The sequence below is a fragment of the Orbaceae bacterium lpD04 genome, from assembly GCA_036251935.1.
GTDB classification, from domain to species: domain Bacteria; phylum Pseudomonadota; class Gammaproteobacteria; order Enterobacterales; family Orbaceae; genus Orbus; species Orbus wheelerorum.
Map to the genome: position 1 here is coordinate 1,996,878 of CP133967.1, position 21,000 is coordinate 2,017,877.

Below are 21,000 nucleotides of genomic sequence, written 5' to 3' on the forward strand. Positions count from 1 at the left end.
ATCTTACAACAAAAAAATAACGAAAATATCGTTTTTTATTAATAAAAAACCGCCTAAGCGGTTATTTATTATTAGCGTTATAAAGATCCCATTCATCAACAACTTGACCATCAGGTAAATGGCAAAGCCCATACGCACTTTTAGGATCATTAACTAGTTGTACCGTTCCACCTATATTTTCACAGTACTCCGACGCAGGATTAGCCATGCTAATAGTATTTTTTTTAGCACATGCGGCTGCTAACACGGCTAAAGTTGCTATTAAGATTAATCTTTTCATTTCTCGCTCCTATTTTGCTGAATAATTACGACTCATGTTTGCTAAGCAATATTGATTAAAGACCGACTTTATCGTTAACATTGATACGACTATTTAAATTTTTTTAACATTAGTTTGCCAATAAATTTTTATCTTTTTATTCATATCAGCAAATATAGTTGATAATTCCATAATTAAATTATGTGCTATCTAAATAATAAGCTAAAATTTTACACACTATAGATAAAGATGGCAAACTACAATTTAGCAAAATTAATCGATGTTCTTTTTATTTAATATAATATTATTATATCAAAAATTCAATACCTTAACATAGTCTTTAGCTAACCCTAAAACCTGTGTAAGAAATTGGTTAATGTTATATTTTTGGCCAAGATATTCAATTGGAAAAATAAATTTTTCTGCTTTAAAAATGCGATCCTCATTGCTATCAAAAAAATACCCTGAAAAATAAACTTCATTGCTTGAATTGATTAATACTTTATCAAGTGAGAAACCTCTTTTACAAGAATTTCCTTGATAATTAATATATTCAAAAGCAATCAAATATCTCTCTTTATCCCATATAGCTAATAAATGATTATCAAAGTCATTAAATTCTAATTCATTTCTATTGGAAAAATGAGTTTGATCATAATACGTATAATCATCAATATTTGAATCGCCATAAATCCTCGTTGTTTTGGAAGCAAAATCTGGTGAGATTCTTTTCGTTGTTAACCTTATATTTTTGCGATCTCTCAATATTGAATAATAGAGATATAAGATCAAAAAAAATAAAACGAAAAATAGCCATGAAAAAAACACCGCCAAAAATAAAATTGTAATTGCATAATTGAACCAACATATAATTAAAGTTTTAGTCTGCCAAGTTGGCTGTGGATAATAACAAAAGGGACATTGAGTTCGAAAGCGACCTAAATGGATCTCTTCATTGCAATTTAAGCATTTTGTCACTAAAAATTCCTTTATTTGACCTTTATCCATAAGTGGTAGGATTTTATATAGTTATAAAATATAGCGTAATGATAAATTATTTATTAGATATTGTGAATTTATTAAGAATAATAAAAAGAATCAAACTGTTAACAATACCTATATAGACACATTTATCTATATAAAAATATTCTCAACCGTTATTTAGTCGCCATTAGCAAACTTCAGCCCAACAAAATCATATAGGTGAGTGATCCTCGCCAAAATATTAGACAGTGTTCGCCTCTATAAATGAGATATTTAGATAATACAGCTTTTCATATTGTTCTGGCGATATCCAACCATTAGTTATTTGCGCATTTAACGAAAACCCATGCCGGGCTATAGCGGAATGCTACTTACTCATGAACGATGCGGATAAATATAATGATTAAACGGCTTCTTAAATTACGCAAAAAGAAAATGGAACTATTGCGAAATGCGGTAGGGTTTGGAAAAATCATCATTTTGATATGTATGATATTTTGCTTGTTGGTGACTTTTTGGGACAACGAGATCAGGGTGATGGTTTTGTAGTGCGTCATTATTCCGAGGCACTAAGGATGTGGCCCAATCACTCACAGAAGATTATTGATGCGGTCATGAATACAAAATTTGCTAAATGGGATTTTGATGATTTAGTAAACTCTAAAGACTGGCGAATAAGAGCGTTGACCGCGGCAAATGGGTATCATATATCAAAACTTCTAAACGATACTGAATATCATGTAGTTCAGTTTGTCATGTTTAAACTTACAGAAAACTGAATTCCAGAGCGAATAGAGAGAGCGATTTCTGGATTATACAGTTCTATTTTATATTTAAAAGAAGAATACCCCAACAAACACGTTTATTCAACGTTTTGCCCTTGTTGTCATAAAAAATTAGATAAATGAAAAATGGCTGATATCGCAGATAGCGCTAATGACATAAGTCAATTAGAAATTGAAAGTATACTTAAAGATAGAGTAGTTGAAAAGCCAGCTTACTATCAAGTATGTAGATATTGCAAAGAGCCAACACCAGATGGTTATCCGTTTTGCAATAGTGATTGTTTAAAGGATTTTGAAGGTTTAAACAAAAAGAGAGGTTTAGAGTGACAGAATTAATTGAAGAAAAATACTTGATGAAAGAGTTAAATGATAAAAGTAGATCATCTTTATGGACTCTTAGAACAAAGAAAGGATTTCCTAATCCGGTACTAAAATACCCATCCAGATACAGCAAAAGCGCCGTATCTAAATGGCTTGAAGATGGTGGGGTTAATCAAAATTCTTAATGTGCCAAAATATTTTATCAGCATACAATTCGTAAGCTTTTTTCTGTTCTTCAATCCAATCATGTTTATTGTAAACCGACATAACACCACCAAGCTCATCTCCTAGCATTTTTTCGGTCACATGAGGCATAATTCCGTCTTCTGATAATCGAGTGGACAATGCGCGCCTAAAATCGTGTGCACTCCACTCAGGCATATCTAAACTATCTCTCAATCGCCTAACGTATCTATTTGCTGCTGATATAGTCATTGGTTTGTGCAAATTTGCTGCTGGAAACATTTTATCATCAAATAAATGTTGTAGTCTTTCAATCATTGGCTTAACTTGTTCAGAGATAGGCCGCCTTATCACATTACCCATTTTACTATGCTCTTTTGGCACTGTCCAAATCAGTTCGCTCATATTAAAATCATTAACGCTAGATAATCGAAGTTCTGAATTTCTTGCGCCAAAAAGCATTAACATTTGATGTAATATTTTTGTTGGCGTTCCAGCCCTACTTCTTTCGATAGCCAACCATATTTTAGCTAATTCTTTATAAGTAATAACACGATCACCCACCTCTTTTTTAACCCCAATGTTTTTGGGTTTATCTTCATTAACTCACACGATTCGATTACCTGTCTACCAATACACCAGTTAATAGCTGATTTTGCTTGTACAAAAATAACTCTTGCTTTTTTAGGGTTTAATCTCTCTTGTTCATCAAAATATTTAACCCAATCTCTAACCGGTATTTCTTGCACTGAAATCTCATTAAATTGGTTGAATAAACTTTTGTACACAACAGCGTTATATAATGCTGCTGTTTTCTCTCTTAATCTAGATACATAGCGCTCCATCCAATAGTCTAAACAATAATTTAATGTTAACTCAGAATTGCTTATACATGTAAAATGAGTTTTTGGGTTAATACCTTTATCGTAAAGCAACCGAAGCTCGCCTGTCATAATTCTTGCATCTTTTAAAGATAAAGCAGGATATCGCCCAAGCGTTAATCTAATTGGTTTATTTTACCGGCGGTAACGAAATTGAAACGCAATAGTTCCTTTTTGTGTTATTCTACGCTTAATCCACGCCGTCTGTTATTTCTGGCGATCCTGGGTATGGTTTATTTGATATCGTTCTTAATTTAGTATCTCTGAGAGCCATATTATAATCTGTGCACAAGCTAAAAGTTAATTACGTGCTCAATGTGTACAAAATAGCAAATGAACAAACTAAAAATAAAAAAACAACTTAAAACAAACCAAAGCAAAATAAACCTTATGGATCAAGGCTTATACAAAAAAACAAACACAATTAAAGATACTTATGAGCGACTTTGAACAACCCAGTTTTTACTTTCATGACTATGAAACATTTGGTATCAACCCAGCTTTTGATCGCCCTGCTCAGTTTGCAGGAGTTAGAACTGATCATGATCTCAATATTACAGAAGAACCACTTATCATTTATTGCCAGCAGGCAAAAGATTATTTACCAAATCCTGAAGCAGTCTTAATTACGGGGATCACACCACAAGAAACAATATTAAAAGGAATATGTGAAGCTGAATTTACAAAAAAAATTCATGCCGCTTTTAGTCAACCTAATACTTGTATTATTGGCTACAACAATATTCGCTTTGATGATGAAGTTTCGCGTAATATTTTTTATCGTAATTTTTATGATCCCTATGCTTATAGTTGGAAAAATGGCAATTCAAGATGGGATCTATTAGATATAGTTAGAGCCTGCTATGCCCTGCGTCCGGAAGGCATTAACTGGCCAATTAATGAGCAAGGTCATACTAGTTTTCGTTTAGAACATTTAACCGCGGCCAATAACATTAGTCATCAACAAGCCCATGATGCGATGTCTGATGTTTATGCAACTATTGAGATGGCTAAACTTATAAAAAAACAGCAGCCGAAATTATTTGAATATTTTTTCCAACTACGCAATAAAAATAAGGTTTCAAATTTAATTGATATCATTAACCTAACGCCATTAGTTCATGTCTCTGGTATGCTTGGCGCTCACCGCGGTAATACAACATTAATTGTGCCAATTTTATGGCATCCAACCCAAAATAATGCCGTAATAGTTTGTGATCTAGCAGGTGATATCGATTTACTGCTAAAATTATCAGCAGAACAAATAAAAGACAGATTATATACAAAAAGTGAAGATTTAGCTGATGATGAATCGCGAATTCCGCTAAAATTAGTTCATATTAATAAATGTCCTATTGTTGCACCAGCAAAAACATTATCAGTCGAAAATGCTAACCGTTTATCGATAGATTTAGCGAATTGCGAGCTGGCACTAAGTAAAATAATTGCAGCTAGAGAGCTAATTCAACAAAAAGTTGAGCTTGTATTTTCTGAGCAAATTACTTATCAAACAGACAAAGATGTTGATGGACAAATCTATCAAGGCTTTTTTGACCAACATGATAAATCCCTTGGCGATCAGATCCGAGAAACGGATCTTAAGGATCTAAGTTCATTACAAATTACGCCACATGATCATCGTTTAAAATCTCTCTTTTTTAGGTATAAAGCACGCAATTACCCTGAACAATTAAGCGATAATGAAAAAATTCAATGGCAAGATTATTGTCTAGATAAACTAAGCAATGAAGTTATTCATGATTATTTGCTCATGCTTGAAAATTTAGCATTACAATATCAGCAGCAACCAAAAAAACTGACATTATTAAAAGATCTCTATCATTATTGTCAATACTTAGTAAGCTAGCTAACTCATTGATAAAACAAACATTAACCATCTTTATCTTACTTGCAATTATAAAAAATTAATTTATTTTTTATAATTGCGGTTGAATATATTTCAGATCTATTGTTATAATTCGCCTCGCTATAGAAACTATTATTAGCGTACGCCGCGCCAAAGTATCTATATGCTACCTCAATTAGATTAAATGATTTGTAAACCTCTTTACAGTTATCAACACTTATTTCTAATCCAATCACCTGGAGTCTTTCCGTGAACACAACTAACTCGACGTCGAGCAAAAATCGATCGTTTTTAGATCGCTATTTTAAATTTCAGGAAAATAAAACATCTTTAAAAACTGAACTAGTTGCAAGCTTTACTACCTTTATTACCATGGTTTATATCATCTTTGTTAACCCTAAAATTTTAGGTGATGCAGGTATGGATTCACAAGCAGTATTTGTGACTACTGCGTTAATTACAGGTGTTGCTTGTATGGCAATGGGTATTATTGCTAAATTGCCGATTGCATTAGCTCCTGGCATGGGGATCAATGCTTATTTTGCTTATGTACTTGTTGGTTCAATGGGATTAAGTTGGCAAACAGGTATGACACTTATTTTTCTTGGTGCTGCTGGATTATTTTTGTTATCGATTTTTCGTCTACGCTATTGGATGATTGCCAATATCCCTTTTTCAATCCGCATCGGTGTTAGTAGTGGCTGTGGGCTACTTATTACGTTGATAGGTTTACATAATGCCAATATTATCGTTGCAGATCCCGATACAATGGTTAAGCTTGGTGATCCAACATCAATTCCTTTCGTGCTCGGCAGCTTAAGCTTTCTACTTGTTGCGGTATTTGCACAGCGTGGTTGGAATTCATCAATTTTAATTTCATTTGTTGTCGTTACGTTAATTGGTTGGGCTATCGACCCAGAGGTAATATATCATGGCATTATAAGCATGCCCCCTGATATTACAGGCGTGATAGGACAATTAAAGTTTCAAAATATTTTTGAAATTTCATTAGTCGGTATCATAATTTCTGTAATGTTAATTAACTTATTTGAATCGTCAGGAACGTTTATTGCTGTTACCGATAAAGCAGGACTTGCTGACGAAAATGGCCGCTACCCAAATCAACAGCGATCACTTTATATTGATAGTGCAAGCTCGGCACTTGGCGCTGCAATGGGAACATCAGCAGTCACAGCTTACGTTGAAAGTGCATCAGGTGTTGCCGTTGGTGGCCGCACAGGCATGATGGCAGTTGGTGTTGGAATATTATTTTTATGTGCAATCTTCTTATCACCACTTGAGCGTATGGTTCCACTTTATGCAACAACCGGCGCATTAATTTACATTGGAGTATTGATGGCATCTGATTTGGCACGGGTTAAATGGAGTGATTTAACAGAATCAGTACCTGCATTTGTTGCAACCATTATGATGCCATTTAGCTTTACTATTACTGAAGGTATTGCAACGGGCTTTATTACATTCGTATTTATGAAGGTCTTTACGGGCAGATTTAAAGATTTAACCGTGTGCTCAGTAGTGATGGCTATCTTATTTTTAGCTCGCTATATTTTACTTTAACTTTATGACTATTTAATTTAAAAATGACAGGAATACTATTATGACTTCAATGTATAAAGAAGATATCTGTGAAATGATTGATGCTGGTGCGGCAAAAATTCCCGCGGACTTAATCATTACTAATGGCCAATTAGTTAACGTAAACTCAGCAGAAATTTACCAAGCTGATGTCGCTATTTATAAATCGCGTATTGTTGCAACTGGTGATGTATCAGGATATGTTGGTAACAATACTAAAACGATTAATGCTAATGGCAAGTATATCGTCCCGGGTTTAATCGATGGTCACTTACATATTGAGTGCAGCAAATTATCGATGACTAGCTTTGCTAAAGCGGTACTACCGCATGGCACGACAAGTATTATTTCAGGTTTAGATCAATATATCGTAACAGCCGGCCTTGATGGCATTCAAGAAATCTTACAAGAAATTGATGGCACTCCGCTTAAAGTATTTTGGGGACTCCCTTTTTTAACCCCTTACACCCTACCTCAAAGTAACGTTGGTTTTAATGTTACCGCGAAAACTCATGCTGAAGTGCAAAAATGGCCAGAAGTATTTGGTGTTTGGGAAACGGTAAGCGAATTTATTGAAAATCAACATAGTGATGTAATGAAAGCAATTGAGTATGCGCGAATTAACCGTTTACCTATTTTTGGCTGTGCGCCAATGACGCGCGGTCATAAATTAAACTCGATTCTTTGTGCCGGCGTTCGCCTTGATCATGAAAGCTATGATCATACCGAAATGATGGAAAAAATTCGTAAAGGAATGAACGTAATTATTCGTGAATCATCAATTTCACACTTCCTTGAAGAAAATGTTAAAGTGATCACCCATTTAAATCCACGTCTTTCACGCCGCGTTAGTTTTTGTACTGATGATGTTATTGCATCCGACATTGTTAATAATGGTCATATGGATAAATTAATTCGTATGGCAATTGCAAATGGCGTTGATCCATTAACTGCGATCCAAATGGGCTCAATTAACTCTGCTGAAGCTTACCGCATTGATCACTTAGTCGGATCTATTTCCCCAGGCCGCTTTGCCGATATTTTATTGGTTGAAGATCTCGTCAAATTTGAGATTGATACCGTGATTGCTAAAGGGCAATTAGTGGTTGAAAATAACCAAACTGTTTACGATTTTATTGCACCTAAACGTAGTAATACCTTGTTGCAAAGCATGAAATTAAAATCAGTAACTGCTGATGATATGAAAGTAAAAACTGAGTCAACAGAGGCTAAAGTTCAAGCGCTATCATTAGATGTTGATTTTGATATTCCATTTGTTCGTCGTGGTCGCCAAGTCGAACTCAATGTCAAAGATGGCATAGTGCTACCTGATATCAAAAATGATGTTCTATATGCAACAGTTATTGAACGTTTTGGTAAAACAGATTGCAAACCAAAAGTTGGTTTTTGCTCTGGTTGGAAATTAACATCAGGCGCAATGGCAAGCTCATGTGCACCCGATGATAATAATGTGGTTTGTATTGGGACTAACTCTGAAGATATGGCAATTGCAATTAATTACCTAGCTGAAAATGGTGGTGGTCAAGTGATAGTTGATGGCGGAAAAGTTATCGGATTTTTATCACTACCGATTTGTGGAATTGTATCTGATCTTGATCCACATACAATGGCTGCCGAGGAAGAAAAACTGTTACAACTAGCTCGAAAACTAGGTTGTGATCTACCTGATCCGCTATTTTATATGTGCTGTTTACAAATTACCGCTATCCCTGATTTTGCTATCACCGATCTAGGTGTGATTGATTTCCATGATCAAGCGGTTATGGATCCAGTGTTCAAATGTGGTTGTACACACGGTAAGTTACACCCAAAATGCCACCACTAATTAGGTAAGTAATATTAAGTAGAAATAGCGAATAAAAGTTGGCTATTTTTACTTACGATTTTGCAAGTATGACCAAATAGACGAGGTTCCAGTGACAAAAAGACAACAATTAAATGATCTTATTGATATGGCGGCAGGCAGAAAAGATGCCGATCTTTTAATTACTAACTGTAAAGTGATTGATGTTTACAATCAGCTTATTGTTGATGGTCCCCTAGCCATTGGCCACGGTAAAATTGTTGGCTATGGTGCAGATTATAAAGCGAAAAAAACACTTGATGCAAAAGGTGGTTATATAATGCCTGGGTTAATTGATGGTCATGTCCATATTGAATCATCGTCATTAACTCCACCACAATTTGCGCGTTGTATTTTACCTTTTGGCACGACAACAATTATTGCCGATCCTCATGAAATTGGTAATGTTTGTGGGCTAGATGGTATTCGTTATATGTTAGAGGCATCACGAAAAACCCCTCTTAATGTGCAAATAATGTTACCATCTTGTGTTCCTGCAACGCCATATGAGCAGGCTGGCGCGGTACTTGAAGCTGAAGATTTAGTCAAATTAATCAATGAACCCGGAGTTAAAGGCTTAGGTGAAGTCATGGACTATCCGAGTGTGATTAATCATGATGAAAAAATGATGAATAAACTTTGGATGGCAAAAGATCATGATCGCGTGATTGATGGCCATAGCCCAGGTGTAACCGGTAAAAATCTTACTGCTTATGTCATGGGCGGTATTATGACAGATCATGAGTGTAGTACTTTGCAAGAGATGCTTGAGCGTATACGTTTAGGTCAATATGTGCTATTACGTGAAGGATCAACTTGTAAAGACCTACTCAACTTACTCCCTGCAATTACGCCAGCTAACGCGCGTCGCTGTGTTTTATGCACTGATGATAGAGAGCCGTCAGATATTTTAGAAACTGGCCATATTAATAAGAGCTTAAAACTCGCTGTTGAGCATGGTTTAGACCCATTAATCGCAATTACACTTGCAACACTTAATGCAGCGGAATGCTTCCGCCTGAAAGATAAAGGTGCCATCGCACCGAATTTTGATGCAGATCTATTAATCGTTGATAATCTAAAAGACTTTACGCCTAAACACGTATTCATTGCGGGTGAAGAAATCGCTCGTGATGGTAAATTATTAGTAGAGTGGCCTGATTATCTATCTGATAGTGTACTTAATACCGTCCGGTTACCAAAGCTTACTGAGCAAAGCTTTATTTTGCCATTATTGACTGAAAAAGTGAATGCAATTGGGATAAAGCCAGGTAGTGTACTCACAACCCACCTACAAATAGATGTAAAAAAAGATAGCTACGGCAATTTTGATGCTAAACAAAATCCAGGATTAAATAAACTTGCTGTGATTGAACGCCATCATGCAACGGGTAATATTGGCATGGGCATTTTAGCTAATTATGGATTAAAAAATGGCGCGATAGCTGTAACAGTTGCCCACGACTCACATAACCTTGTCGTCGTTGGTGATAATGATGCAGATATGTTAGCTGCGGTTAAAGACGTTGAAGCAATGGGAGGCGGATTCTCATTATGTCAAAACGGCAAAATACTCGCTCATTTAGCGCTACCAGTTGCCGGATTAATGTCAGATAAACCAGCTCAAGAAGTTGCCGATGATTTGCATACTATGATCAAAGTCGCTAAAGAGTCTTTTGGTATTAACCCAAAAGCGCATCCATTAATGACGCTTGTTTTTATGACGCTACCCGTTATTCCTGAACTAAAACTAACTTCAACTGGTTTATTCGATGTGAAAGCTTATAAACCAATTGAATTATGTATTAAGTAAAAAATAAAAATGGCGCTTAGTGCGCCATTTTTATGATGAGTCGATTAATTTACTTAAACATTGAGCTTAAAAACTCTTGCGTACGCTGGTTTTGTGGATTATCAAATAGTGATTTAGCAGGCCCTGACTCAACAATAATGCCTTTATCCATAAAAAGTACTGTATCAGCAACTTCACGAGCAAATCCCATCTCATGGGTCACAATTACCATCGTCATTTTATCTTCGGCTAGCTGCTGCATCGTTTTTAACACTTCACCCGTTAATTCCGGATCTAATGCCGATGTGGGTTCATCAAATAACATAATATCAGGCTGCATCGCAAGTGCCCTAGCAATCGCTACGCGCTGTTTTTGGCCACCCGATAATTGTGACGGATAAACGTCTTCTTTATTAAGTAAGCCAACTTTACTTAATAGCTCTCTAGCCAAAGGCACGATCTCGTCGCGTTTCATCTTCTTGACAATCATTGGGGCTTCAATAATATTTTGTAATACTGTCATATGAGGGAAAAGATTAAAATGCTGGAAAACCATGCCCATTTTAGTACAAATTCGTTTAATTTCACGCTCTGGTTGGTAAACGGCTTGATTTATATTATTATTTTTAACCATCCACTCATTTTCAATCATAATGTTTCCGCAATCGATCTGCTCTAAATGATTTAAGCAACGTAATAGTGTTGATTTTCCTGATCCAGATGAGCCAATAATTGCTACCACTTCAGATTTAGCGACAGTCAAATTAACGCCTTTTAACACAGCTAAGTTACCAAATGATTTATAAATTTCTTGTGCATAAATCATCGAATTAGTCATCGTAGCGGGCATAATATTTCTCCAGTTTTTGATATAGCCAAGTCAAAATAAGCGTCATTAACAGATAAAATACCGCCGCAATAAAAAAAGGTGATAAATCAAAATCGCGTTGAACTAGCTGATAGGCAACTCGCATCAAGTCCTGTAAAGCGATAACGTACACAAGTGAGGTATCTTTAACTAACGTAATGGTTTCATTGCTTAGTGGTGGCAGAATTTTCTTCACCATTTGTGGCAATACAACGCGCCACATTGTTTGGCTATAACTCATGCCAAGCGTTTTAGCCGCTTCATATTGCCCTTTATTAACACCTTGAATACCTGAACGGAAAATTTCGGCGAAATAAGCTGCATAATTTAATGCAAAGGCAAGCGCCGCTGTTGAAAAACTATCAAAGCGGATCTTTAACATCGGCAAGGCAAAATAGATAAAAAATATCTGCAGCATTAATGGCGTACCACGCATCAACCAGATATAAGCATTAACTAAATATTCCAAAACTTTTATTTTAGATAAACGCATTAATGCAAGTAACAATCCAAACGGAATTGAAAGCAGTAACGTAATAAAAAATAAACCTAATGTCAGTTTTGCACCAACCCATAATTGTGGGCCGATTTGCAGTAAATAATCCATCTATGTTCCTATAAAAACAACAACGCAGTCCAATAGCGGGCTGCGTTAAAAAAAATAGTATTGTTAAATACTATTTTGTAACATCTTTACCAAACCATTTTTGTGAGATCTTAGCCGTAGTACCATCAGCTTGCATACTATCTAACGAATTTTGAATTTTTTGTTGTAATTCAGTATTATCTTTCTTAAAACCGATGCCATATTGCTCTTGACCAAAATTATCGTCAAGCACTCGGTACTGGTCTGGCTTTTTAGCGACATAATAACGACCAACAACTTCATCAACCACCACGGCATCAAGACGTTGATTACTTAAGTCGAGTAATGCGGTCACATTATCAGCATATTGGTTTAATGCTGAAAATGATGTGTGAATAGGATCAGCATTAACAGCATTTAGTGCGCTACTGCCATTTTGTAAACCAATAATCTTACCAGATAAATCAGCTTTGCTTTTTATATTACTATCTGGTGCAACCACAATTATTTGATGATTTATCATATAAGGCTTTGAAAATAAAACATTATTTTGACGAGCATCGGTAATAGTTAAACCATTCCATAACGCATCAACGCGGCCACTGTTAAGTTCAGCTTCTTTAGCTGACCAATCAATCGGCTTAAACTCGACGCTTAAATTTGCTCTTTTCGAGGCTTCACGCGCTAAATCGATATCAAAACCGACTAGATTATTTGATTCATCACGAAATCCCATTGGGGGGAAATTATCATCTAAACCAATAACAATTGTTTGAACGTTTGTGTTTGACGCTGAATTTGCGCCATCTTGTTTTTGTTGGTTATCACATGCGCTTAACAAAAAAACTGCACAAAATGCCATAATCCATAAATAAAAATATTTACGCATAAAATTCCTCAAAATAAATAATAGCAAACCTATATTAAAAACCTGCGCGATAATGCTATCTTATGTCACTCGATTTATCCAGTAAGTATTAGGTATTTTGTTATAAAATAAACTAATAATTAGGCGAAAAGAGTATAAGAGTGAATAACCGCACTTAATTTAGCTGATATTTTAATCACTTGTTAATGTTATGTCGCTTATTTAAACATTAAACAACTAAATTAGATTAAGTAAAACAATATAAAAAATATCAATCTTTTGTTTGAAGCAACAAACCGAGTTCAGCAAGACCGGCTTCAAAATTAACACCATAACGAACATCCGTTTGAGCAGCTTTAGTTCGTTTAATACTATTAACGGTAAACGCTATGGCTATTGAAATTGCCTCACCTAATGGTTGATTATTGAGTAATGCTGCTAATAATGTGCTAGCAAAAATATCGCCAGTCCCATGATAAACACCATCAATTTTATCGGCAAAGCGATAAATAATATTATCTGATTGCTGCTGGTAAGCGGCAACGCCAATTTGATTTTCATTTCCTGTAAGATAAACTCCAGTCAAAATCACCAATTTAGGACCTAATTGCGCCAAGCGTTTAACTATCGACTCAATATAATCTTTAGTATAAGGGCCTTCAATATAAGGTTCATCAAGCATTAGAAATGCTTCTGTCATATTGGGTTTTATGATGTCAGCATGCTTACAAAGCTTGGCCATCTTGCTTGGAAAATCAGCCGAAAAGTTGGTATATAATTTACCGTGATCGCCCATGACAGGATCAACAAAAATTAACGTATCAGCTTGTTTTAGTCGGCTAAATAGTGTCGAAATTATATCTAGCTGTTTTATTGAACCTAAATAACCAGTATAAATACTGTCAAATTCAAGTGATAACGACTGCCAATGATCGATGACCGGTAATATATCATCCGTTAAATCACGAAAAGTAAACCCACTAAATCCCCCCGTATGAGTCGATAATATTGAGGTAGGTATAATTGCAGTTTCAATACTTGCGACCGATAAAATAGGTAATGCAACTGTTAGTGAACATCGACCAATACATGAAATATCATGCACTGCGAGTACCTTTTTTTGTTGTTTGTCACGATGCATAAATTGACCTAGTTAAGTAGATTATCTTGCGTTAAGCTACAATGATAATGATAATTACGCTAAAAGCCAATAACTTGTTATTTCAATCGATAGCTAAACCATATATTATTTTATCAATACAATCTATAAGGTTTCTTTTCGTAAAACTTTTAATTCATTAATCGCTCAAAGTTTTGCGAGTTTCTGCTACAATATGCAGTTATAAAACAAGTAGCAATGTCATTATTCTATAAATAAAAGGTTTTTTAATGATTACAACAGATGCAAATAGCGCGGTGTCTTCCGTTGCTTATCGCGCTAACGAAGTCATTGCGATATATCCTATTACACCGAGTTCAACAATGGCCGAGCAAGCAAGTACTTGGTCGGAATTTAATAAACAAAATGTATTTGGCGATATTCCTCGTGTCATTGAAATGCAATCAGAGGCAGGAGCAATTTCAACGGTACATGGTGCATTAATGACGGGAGCACTTGCGACGACATTTACCTCATCGCAAGGTTTATTATTAATGATCCCCTCGCTCTATAAAATTGCGGGCGAATTAACTCCCTTTGTTCTTCACGTTGCAGCTAGAACCGTTGCAACCCATGCTCTTTCGATTTTTGGTGATCATTCAGATGTGATGGCTGTGCGCCAAACTGGCTGTGCAATGCTTTGTGCAAGTTCGGTACAAGAGGCTCAAGATTTTGCACTGATTTCTCAAATTGCCTCATTTAATAGCCGAATTCCGTTTATTCATTTTTTTGATGGTTTTAGAACATCACATGAAATTAATAAAATTACCCCAATTAGTGATGAGATAATCAAAAACTTATTACCCCATGATGCAATTGCAGAGCATCGTTCACGCGCATTAACGCCTGATGCACCAGTTGTTCGAGGCACCTCAGCTAACCCTGATACTTATTTCCAATGTCGTGAAGCAATCAATAGTTATTATGACAAAACTTATCAATATGTTACTGATGCTATGGCCGCATTTGAGGAACAAACAGGGCGAAAATATCAACCATTTGAATATTATGGTTCAAAAGATGCCAAGCAAATCATTATTTTAATGGGCTCAGCTATTGGCACAGCAAAAGAAGTTATCGACCATTTGATTAATAAAGGTGAAAAAGTTGGGGTTGTGGTTGTAAGGCTATTTAGACCTTTTTCCGCTAAACATCTACTCGATATTATCCCAACATCAGTACAGAAAATTGCAGTACTTGATAGAACCAAAGAGCCAGGAGCACTAGCTGAGCCACTTTATCTTGACGTAATGACAGCTTTTGCTGAAGCATTCTCACGAGGAGAGCGTAAATCGTTACCGTTAATTATTGGTGGCAGATATGGCTTATCATCAAAAGAATTTGATCCTCGCTGCGTACTTGCCATCTTTAATGAACTTAATTTAGATAATCCTCGTCCCCGCTTTAGCGTTGGTATATTTGATGATATTACTGGTTTATCATTGCCATTACCAAATGAGTCAATTATCCAAAAATCAGCACTCGAAGCACTATTTTATGGTCTAGGTAGTGATGGTACGGTATCTGCAACAAAAAATAATATTAAGATTATTGGCAATAGCTCGCCATTTCATGTACAGGGTTATTTTGTGTATGACTCTAAAAAAGCAGGCGGCTTAACTGTTTCACATTTACGTGTAAGCCTTGATCCAATAGAATCATCTTATCTTATTGATAGTGCTCACTTTATCGGCTGTCATCAAGATCAGTTTATTGACAAATACCAAATTGTTCAGCACTTAAAAGAAGACGGTATTTTTTTACTCAATACACCTTATAGCAAAGATGAAATATGGCACCGTTTACCAAAAGAAGTTCAAGCTGAATTAATTAAAAAACGCGCTCATTTATATATTGTCAATGCAGCAAAAATAGCTCGTGAATGTGGGCTGGGTGCGCGAATTAATACCGTTATGCAAGCAGCATTCTTTTATTTGGCTGAAATATTCAAAAAAGATTTCACCACTGAAAAACTCAAAGACGTGGTAGCTAAGGCATACAGCAGTAAAGGTCAAGATCTAGTTGAACGCAACTGGAAGGCGATTGATATGGCAGTGAGTTCACTTGAAAATATTCCACTAACTTGTGTGGATCAAAATAGTAAATCGATGCCACCAATTGTGCCTGACAACGCTCCAGACTTTGTTAAAACAGTAACCGCCGCTATGTTAGCAGGTATTGGTGATAGCCTACCTGTCTCTGCTTTTCCGCCAGATGGTACTTGGCCAGTTGGCACAACTAAATGGGAAAAACGCAATATTGCTGAAGAGATCCCTATTTGGAAACCAGAGCTGTGTACTCAATGTAATCACTGCGTTGTTGCTTGCCCTCACGCTGCAATACGTGCTAAAGTTGTCGCCCCACAAGAGATGGAAAATGCGCCAGTATCCTTGAGCTCGTTAGAAGTTAAAGCGCGGGATATGAAAGGCCAACGCTACGTATTACAAGTTGCGCCTGAAGATTGTACCGGCTGTAATTTATGTGTCGAAGTGTGCCCTTCTCGTGATCGTAATGATTTTGATATTAAATCGATTAATATGGCATCACGCATTGACAATCTTGCGGTGCAAAAACAAAATTATGACTACTTTATTAATCTACCAGATCGCGATCCTAATACGATTGAGCGCATTGATATACGAACATCGCAGCTACTAACACCATTATTTGAATATTCAGGTGCATGTGCAGGTTGTGGTGAAACACCTTATATTAAACTACTTACCCAACTTTATGGTGATCACTTAGCGATTGCTAATGCAACTGGCTGTTCATCAATTTATGGCGGCAATTTACCGTCAACGCCATACACAACTGATAGAAATGGCCGTGGCCCCGCATGGGCTAATTCACTGTTTGAAGATAATGCTGAATTTGCACTCGGTTATCGCTTAACTTATGTTCAACATAAAAACCGTGCACTGCGCTTACTTGATGAAGTTGCAGCTGAAGTACCTCCCGATTTAGTGGTCGGCATAAAATCAGCCGAAACACCATTAATGGAAAAGCGCCAATTAGTTGAAGCACTACAAAGGCAACTAAGTAGTTTAATGTCACCTGCGGCTAAAGAGCTGCAAGTTCATGCTGATTATTTAATTGATAAATCAGTTTGGGCAATTGGTGGTGATGGATGGGCCTATGATATCGGTTTTGGTGGACTTGATCATGTCATGAGCTTAACTGAAAACGTCAATATTTTAGTCCTTGATACCCAATGTTATTCCAATACCGGCGGACAACAATCTAAAGCAACGCCAATGGGCGCGGTATCAAAGTTTGCTGATTTAGGCAAACAAAAAGCGCGTAAAGATTTAGGTGTTAGCATGATGATGTATGGTCATGTTTATGTGGCACAAATTGCCCTTGGAGCACAGCTTAATCAAACAATTAAAGCACTACAAGAAGCGGAGAGCTACGATGGCCCATCAATTATCATTGCCTATAGCCCTTGTGAAGAACACGGTTATGACTTAGCTAAATCTCATGAGCAGATGAAAGACTTAGTTAAATCAGGTTTCTGGTCGCTATATCGTTATGATCCAAGGCGCGCACTTGAAGGTAAATCAGCACTCAGTCTTGATTCAAGGCCACCAAGTAGTGATATGTTAAGTGATACCCTACTTAAAGAGCAGCGTTTTAAACGGCTTGAAACACTTGAACCAATTACTGCCGATAAGCTTCACTTACAAGCAAATAAAGCGGTGAATGCTAAATATAGGTTCTTACAACTGTTATCAACCTATAATGAAGCCGAAACACCGCCTGAAGTATAAAGAATAAAGCCCTGAGTTAAATCAGGGCTTTTATTTTTACACAATTAAGTCAATAACTTAGATCGCTTCAACTTCAGCAATTACATCATTTAAACAACTTAAATCAGTAATTTGTACTGCCGTAATAAATGCCCCTTCAACTAATGGCGCATCGACTAAATGAACCTTATTTTGTAACTCACTTTCTAACATATCAATTGCCGTTTCTGCGCTAAGTACCGCGCTACCAATATCGGTAAAAATAAGAATCTTTTCACTTTGTAATTCAGTCATAATCGCATCGTAGATAGTAATAGGATTAGTGCCAAAATCACCATTCGCAATTCCACCAGCTGAAATAGCATTTACATTGCTATTATTTGCCATACCGTCGATCATCTGCTTTAAACCATCGGTTATCATTTTGCTATGAGAGACTAAAATTAAGCTTATCATGCAAGTTCTCCTTGCAAATTATTCATCATAGCCGTAAACAAATACCCGCTTGAAACCGTGCCAGGATCTAAATGCCCAATTGAACGCTCGCCTAAATAAGATGCCCGTCCTTTAGTTGCTTGTAAATTTTTAGTTGCTGCAATAGCGTCATCAATCACACGCTGCGTTAATTGTTTTACTTGTAGGGCATTTGCTACGGCAAACCAAATATCGATCATGGTTTTTTCATTGAGTTCAGCTTTACCTCGCGCTTGAATGCCATTTGCCCCAGCAAGAATTAAATCAGCTAATACTTCACTTTCATTAGCTTTTTTCGACATAGCCATAAATGCACTGCCATATAAAGGCCCTGAAGCACCACCAACATTACTCATTAACGCCATTGCCGTAACCTTAAAAATATCACCAATCGTTGTAGGCTGCTTTTCTGTTAACTGCTGCTGCATTGCGATCACACCTCGAAGCATATTATTACCATGATCACCATCACCAATTGACGTATCAAGATCACTTAAATAATCTTTATTATCAGTAATAAGTGTAGCAAAATCATTTAACCAATTTAGCACTTCTTGTACATTCATAAATTGCGCTCTCCTATTTTCAAACGAATATTCTAAAGGTAATATTACCAAGCGACTGTTTTAACGCCGTAGTTTAAATATTCAGTCCATTTCTGGTTATCAAGCTTCATTAATGTTAATGATACGCCGGCCATATCAATCGCCGTCATATAATTACCAATTTTACTAAAATGAATATTGATGCCTACATTAGTGAGTAATTTGAATACATCATTTGCAAAAACATATTGCTCCATCAATGGCGTTGAGCCTAAACCATTAATGAGTAAGGCATAGTTATCACCTGATTGAAAGTTAAATTCATTGTTTAGTTTATTAACTAGCTCTTTTGCTAAGTCGGCACTTGATTGTAGCTTTTCCCGCCGATAACCCGGTTCACCATGAATACCAACACCATATTCAATTTCATCATCTGCGAGTACAAATCCAGGTTTGCCAACTTCCGGCACGGTTGCACCAGAAAACGCAACACCGATGGTTTTAATATGGGGTAAGATTGCATCAGATAGCGATTTCACCTCGGCAAGTGTTGCACCTTGATCAATTGCTGCGCCTAAAATTTTATGAACTAAAACTGTGCCTGCAACGCCCCTACGGCCTTGGGTATAAGTACTATTTTCAACCGCAATATCATCAGCCACAATGCAGTATTCAACATCAATACCGTCCATTTCTGCTAAATCTTTTGCCATCTCAAAATTCATGATATCGCCCGAATAATTTTTAACGACCATAAATACCCCATGGCCTTTATTCGCAGCTCGAATTGCGATAAGAATTTGATCAGGTGTTGGCGAGGTAAAGACTTGCCCACAAACTGCAGCCGTTAACATTCCTTGGCCAACAAACCCCGCATGCGCAGGCTCATGCCCACTTCCTCCGCCACTAATTAAGCCAACTTTAGCTGCGTTTTCAATGCTGATAACAATGGTCGTATTTTCTATTCGTTTCACTAAATGAGCATAACTTTTTGTTAATCCATTGATCATTTCATCGATAATATGAGCAGGATTATTAATTAATTTTTTCATATCTAAACACCCTTGTTATTTAGTGAACGTGCCATATTGCTTATAATCTTGACCTATTTTATCAGCGACAATAATCGCTGCCTTAACAGCATCAACAGTTACAGGAAATGGCATTGCATGGATCGACTCATCACTAATGGTCGCTTTTTCTGCAATCGCAGTTAATTGCGCATCATTTATAGATTTAACCCCCAAATCAGCTAAACAAACTGGTAAGCCAACAGCTAAACAAAAATCAAGCACTTCTTCGATCTCTTCACTTGGTGAGTTTTCTAATATTAATTGCGCTAAAGTACCAAAAGCGACTTTTTCGCCATGATAATAATGGTGAGTTTCTTCTAAAAGAGTTAATCCATCATGGATCGCGTGCGCACCAGCTAAGCCGCCACTTTCAAAGCCGAGCCCTGATAGCAATATATTTGCTTCAATAATATTTTCAAGCGCAGTGGTAACGACCTTATTATGACAAGACTGCTTTGCTTTAATACCATCATTGAGTAATGTCTGATAGCAAAGTGTTGCTAATGCAAATGCTGCCATCGTTTGCCTTGCAGGTGCAATTGATTCTTCTTGGCTACCGCAGGGTAATCCAGCATTAACCGCTGCATAGGAATGGTAGTTTGCTCTTGCTTCAAAATAGGTTGATAAGGCATCTCCCATTCCTGACACTAAAAAACGAACGGGTGCATTAGCTATAATTTTAGTATCCACTAATACAACGCTAGGGTTTTGCTTAAAATAAGCGTAATCATCAAATGCCCCATCTTCGGTATAAAGCACAGCTGAGTGGCTAGTTGGCGCATCGGTTGCCGCAATAGTTGGCACAATTATTAATGCCTCACCTTGTGCAACACATTTAGCAGCATCAATTGCCTTCCCACCACCTAATGCAACCGTACAATCACAGTTTTTTTCAATCGCTAATTTTTTTAAGCGAGCGACTTCAACTTTTGAACATTCGCCTTTAAAATCAGCCATAATAAATTCACATCGATATTTTTCTGCTGTTTTGTTGAGTTGTACTTTTACGCGCTCGATATCTTGAGCATTGCCAATAAGTAACGCCTTATTTCCAAAGGTATTGATAAAATATCCTAGATTTAATAATTCGTCCTCACCTTGAACATATTTTGCTGGTGAAATAAATGCTTTTCTCATTAA

Annotated in this window: 19 protein-coding genes; 7 read left to right on the plus strand and 12 right to left on the minus strand. The window is 36.5% G+C overall.

The features are described from left to right. Positions 1-61: 61 nt before the first annotated feature. Together RHO14_09005 and RHO14_09010 are read right to left on the minus strand one after the other, a co-directional pair. Positions 62-280: a DUF333 domain-containing protein gene (locus tag RHO14_09005; protein ID WVD70491.1), complete on the minus strand. Its 219-nt coding sequence runs from the start codon at positions 278-280 to the stop codon at positions 62-64. A 291-nt stretch (positions 281-571) separates the two neighbouring features. Beyond that, on the minus strand, positions 572-1,267 hold the full coding sequence (locus RHO14_09010; protein ID WVD70492.1) for a hypothetical protein: 696 nt from the start codon (positions 1,265-1,267) through the stop codon (positions 572-574). Between the two features lie 887 nt (positions 1,268-2,154). Here RHO14_09010 and RHO14_09015 point away from each other — a divergent pair. Next, on the plus strand, positions 2,155-2,355 hold the full coding sequence (locus RHO14_09015; protein WVD70493.1) for a hypothetical protein: 201 nt from the start codon (positions 2,155-2,157) through the stop codon (positions 2,353-2,355). Beyond that, entirely contained in the window at positions 2,352-2,534 is a 183-nt protein-coding gene (locus RHO14_09020; GenBank protein ID WVD70494.1) for a hypothetical protein, read from the plus strand. Before RHO14_09015 ends, RHO14_09020 begins: the two co-directional genes overlap by 4 nt. Here the strand turns inward: RHO14_09020 and RHO14_09025 are convergent. Both RHO14_09025 and RHO14_09030 read right to left on the minus strand, forming a co-directional pair. After that, on the minus strand, positions 2,518-3,096 hold the full coding sequence (locus RHO14_09025; GenBank protein ID WVD70495.1) for a site-specific integrase: 579 nt from the start codon (positions 3,094-3,096) through the stop codon (positions 2,518-2,520). The two genes, RHO14_09020 and RHO14_09025, sit on opposite strands and share 17 nt — an antisense overlap. Continuing rightward, the gene (locus RHO14_09030; GenBank protein WVD70496.1) at positions 3,063-3,485 is read right to left on the minus strand and encodes a hypothetical protein; all 423 of its coding nucleotides are present in this window, start codon (positions 3,483-3,485) and stop codon (positions 3,063-3,065) included. The genes RHO14_09025 and RHO14_09030 overlap by 34 nt, the downstream gene beginning before the upstream one ends. 364 nt (positions 3,486-3,849) lie before the next feature. Between RHO14_09030 and sbcB the strand changes: the two genes are divergently transcribed. The 4 genes from sbcB (at position 3,850) to ade (ending at position 10,556) form a co-directional block, all read left to right on the plus strand. Further along, complete coding sequence (gene sbcB, locus RHO14_09035) at positions 3,850-5,280, plus strand: exodeoxyribonuclease I (GenBank protein ID WVD70497.1); 1,431 nt, start codon at positions 3,850-3,852, stop codon at positions 5,278-5,280. Between the two features lie 249 nt (positions 5,281-5,529). After that, the gene (locus RHO14_09040; GenBank protein WVD70498.1) at positions 5,530-6,861 is read left to right on the plus strand and encodes an NCS2 family permease; all 1,332 of its coding nucleotides are present in this window, start codon (positions 5,530-5,532) and stop codon (positions 6,859-6,861) included. A gap of 40 nt (positions 6,862-6,901) precedes the next feature. Then, positions 6,902-8,725, plus strand: a complete 1,824-nt coding sequence (locus RHO14_09045) for an adenine deaminase C-terminal domain-containing protein (protein WVD70499.1) — start codon at positions 6,902-6,904, stop codon at positions 8,723-8,725. A 91-nt stretch (positions 8,726-8,816) separates the two neighbouring features. Further along, positions 8,817-10,556 carry an adenine deaminase gene (ade, locus tag RHO14_09050; GenBank protein WVD70500.1) on the plus strand — a complete coding sequence of 580 codons (1,740 nt, stop codon included), beginning with the start codon at positions 8,817-8,819 and terminating at the stop codon, positions 10,554-10,556. A gap of 49 nt (positions 10,557-10,605) precedes the next feature. On the opposite strand, the gene RHO14_09055 is transcribed toward ade, so the two are convergent. The 4 genes from RHO14_09055 to RHO14_09070 all read right to left on the minus strand — a co-directional run bounded on the left by RHO14_09055 (position 10,606) and on the right by RHO14_09070 (position 13,998). Next, on the minus strand, positions 10,606-11,361 hold the full coding sequence (locus tag RHO14_09055) for an amino acid ABC transporter ATP-binding protein (GenBank protein WVD72504.1): 756 nt from the start codon (positions 11,359-11,361) through the stop codon (positions 10,606-10,608). A gap of 4 nt (positions 11,362-11,365) precedes the next feature. Continuing rightward, the gene (locus RHO14_09060) at positions 11,366-12,010 is read right to left on the minus strand and encodes an amino acid ABC transporter permease (GenBank protein WVD70501.1); all 645 of its coding nucleotides are present in this window, start codon (positions 12,008-12,010) and stop codon (positions 11,366-11,368) included. A gap of 70 nt (positions 12,011-12,080) precedes the next feature. Further along, positions 12,081-12,878 carry an amino acid ABC transporter substrate-binding protein gene (locus RHO14_09065; GenBank protein WVD70502.1) on the minus strand — a complete coding sequence of 266 codons (798 nt, stop codon included), beginning with the start codon at positions 12,876-12,878 and terminating at the stop codon, positions 12,081-12,083. A 250-nt stretch (positions 12,879-13,128) separates the two neighbouring features. Next, a complete protein-coding gene (locus RHO14_09070; protein WVD70503.1) occupies positions 13,129-13,998 on the minus strand; it encodes a pyridoxamine kinase in 870 nt (289 codons plus the stop codon). 248 nt (positions 13,999-14,246) lie between these two features. Here RHO14_09070 and nifJ point away from each other — a divergent pair, with 248 nt between their 5' ends. Further along, positions 14,247-17,789, plus strand: coding sequence for a pyruvate:ferredoxin (flavodoxin) oxidoreductase (gene nifJ, locus RHO14_09075; GenBank protein ID WVD70504.1), 3,543 nt, complete (start codon positions 14,247-14,249; stop codon positions 17,787-17,789). A gap of 57 nt (positions 17,790-17,846) precedes the next feature. Here nifJ and dhaM read toward each other — a convergent pair whose 3' ends face one another. The 4 genes from dhaM to RHO14_09095 are packed head-to-tail and all read right to left on the minus strand — an operon-like array spanning position 17,847 to position 20,997. After that, positions 17,847-18,224 (minus strand): dihydroxyacetone kinase phosphoryl donor subunit DhaM, encoded by a 378-nt coding sequence (gene dhaM, locus RHO14_09080; GenBank protein ID WVD70505.1) that lies wholly within the window; start codon positions 18,222-18,224, stop codon positions 17,847-17,849. Further along, on the minus strand, positions 18,221-18,808 hold the full coding sequence (gene dhaL / locus RHO14_09085) for a dihydroxyacetone kinase subunit DhaL (protein ID WVD70506.1): 588 nt from the start codon (positions 18,806-18,808) through the stop codon (positions 18,221-18,223). The genes dhaM and dhaL overlap by 4 nt, the downstream gene beginning before the upstream one ends. Positions 18,809-18,852: 44 nt before the next feature. Then, entirely contained in the window at positions 18,853-19,839 is a 987-nt protein-coding gene (gene dhaK, locus RHO14_09090) for a dihydroxyacetone kinase subunit DhaK (GenBank protein WVD70507.1), read from the minus strand. Positions 19,840-19,854: 15 nt separating this feature from the next. Continuing rightward, entirely contained in the window at positions 19,855-20,997 is a 1,143-nt protein-coding gene (locus RHO14_09095) for a glycerol dehydrogenase (GenBank protein WVD70508.1), read from the minus strand. Positions 20,998-21,000 lie beyond the last annotated feature (3 nt).

Coding starts and splice junctions, on each gene's coding strand:
- RHO14_09060 (WVD70501.1), bottom strand. CDS start 12,010: ATGGATTATTTACTGCAAATCGGCCCACAATTATGGGTTGGTGCAAAA.
- RHO14_09030 (WVD70496.1), bottom strand. CDS start 3,485: ATGACAGGCGAGCTTCGGTTGCTTTACGATAAAGGTATTAACCCAAAA.
- RHO14_09045 (WVD70499.1), top strand. CDS start 6,902: ATGACTTCAATGTATAAAGAAGATATCTGTGAAATGATTGATGCTGGT.
- sbcB (WVD70497.1), top strand. CDS start 3,850: ATGAGCGACTTTGAACAACCCAGTTTTTACTTTCATGACTATGAAACA.
- RHO14_09005 (WVD70491.1), bottom strand. CDS start 280: ATGAAAAGATTAATCTTAATAGCAACTTTAGCCGTGTTAGCAGCCGCA.
- RHO14_09095 (WVD70508.1), bottom strand. CDS start 20,997: ATGAGAAAAGCATTTATTTCACCAGCAAAATATGTTCAAGGTGAGGAC.
- RHO14_09055 (WVD72504.1), bottom strand. CDS start 11,361: ATGATTTATGCACAAGAAATTTATAAATCATTTGGTAACTTAGCTGTG.
- nifJ (WVD70504.1), top strand. CDS start 14,247: ATGATTACAACAGATGCAAATAGCGCGGTGTCTTCCGTTGCTTATCGC.
- RHO14_09010 (WVD70492.1), bottom strand. CDS start 1,267: ATGGATAAAGGTCAAATAAAGGAATTTTTAGTGACAAAATGCTTAAAT.
- dhaK (WVD70507.1), bottom strand. CDS start 19,839: ATGAAAAAATTAATTAATAATCCTGCTCATATTATCGATGAAATGATC.
- RHO14_09065 (WVD70502.1), bottom strand. CDS start 12,878: ATGCGTAAATATTTTTATTTATGGATTATGGCATTTTGTGCAGTTTTT.
- RHO14_09070 (WVD70503.1), bottom strand. CDS start 13,998: ATGCATCGTGACAAACAACAAAAAAAGGTACTCGCAGTGCATGATATT.
- dhaM (WVD70505.1), bottom strand. CDS start 18,224: ATGATAAGCTTAATTTTAGTCTCTCATAGCAAAATGATAACCGATGGT.
- dhaL (WVD70506.1), bottom strand. CDS start 18,808: ATGAATGTACAAGAAGTGCTAAATTGGTTAAATGATTTTGCTACACTT.
- RHO14_09015 (WVD70493.1), top strand. CDS start 2,155: ATGGCTGATATCGCAGATAGCGCTAATGACATAAGTCAATTAGAAATT.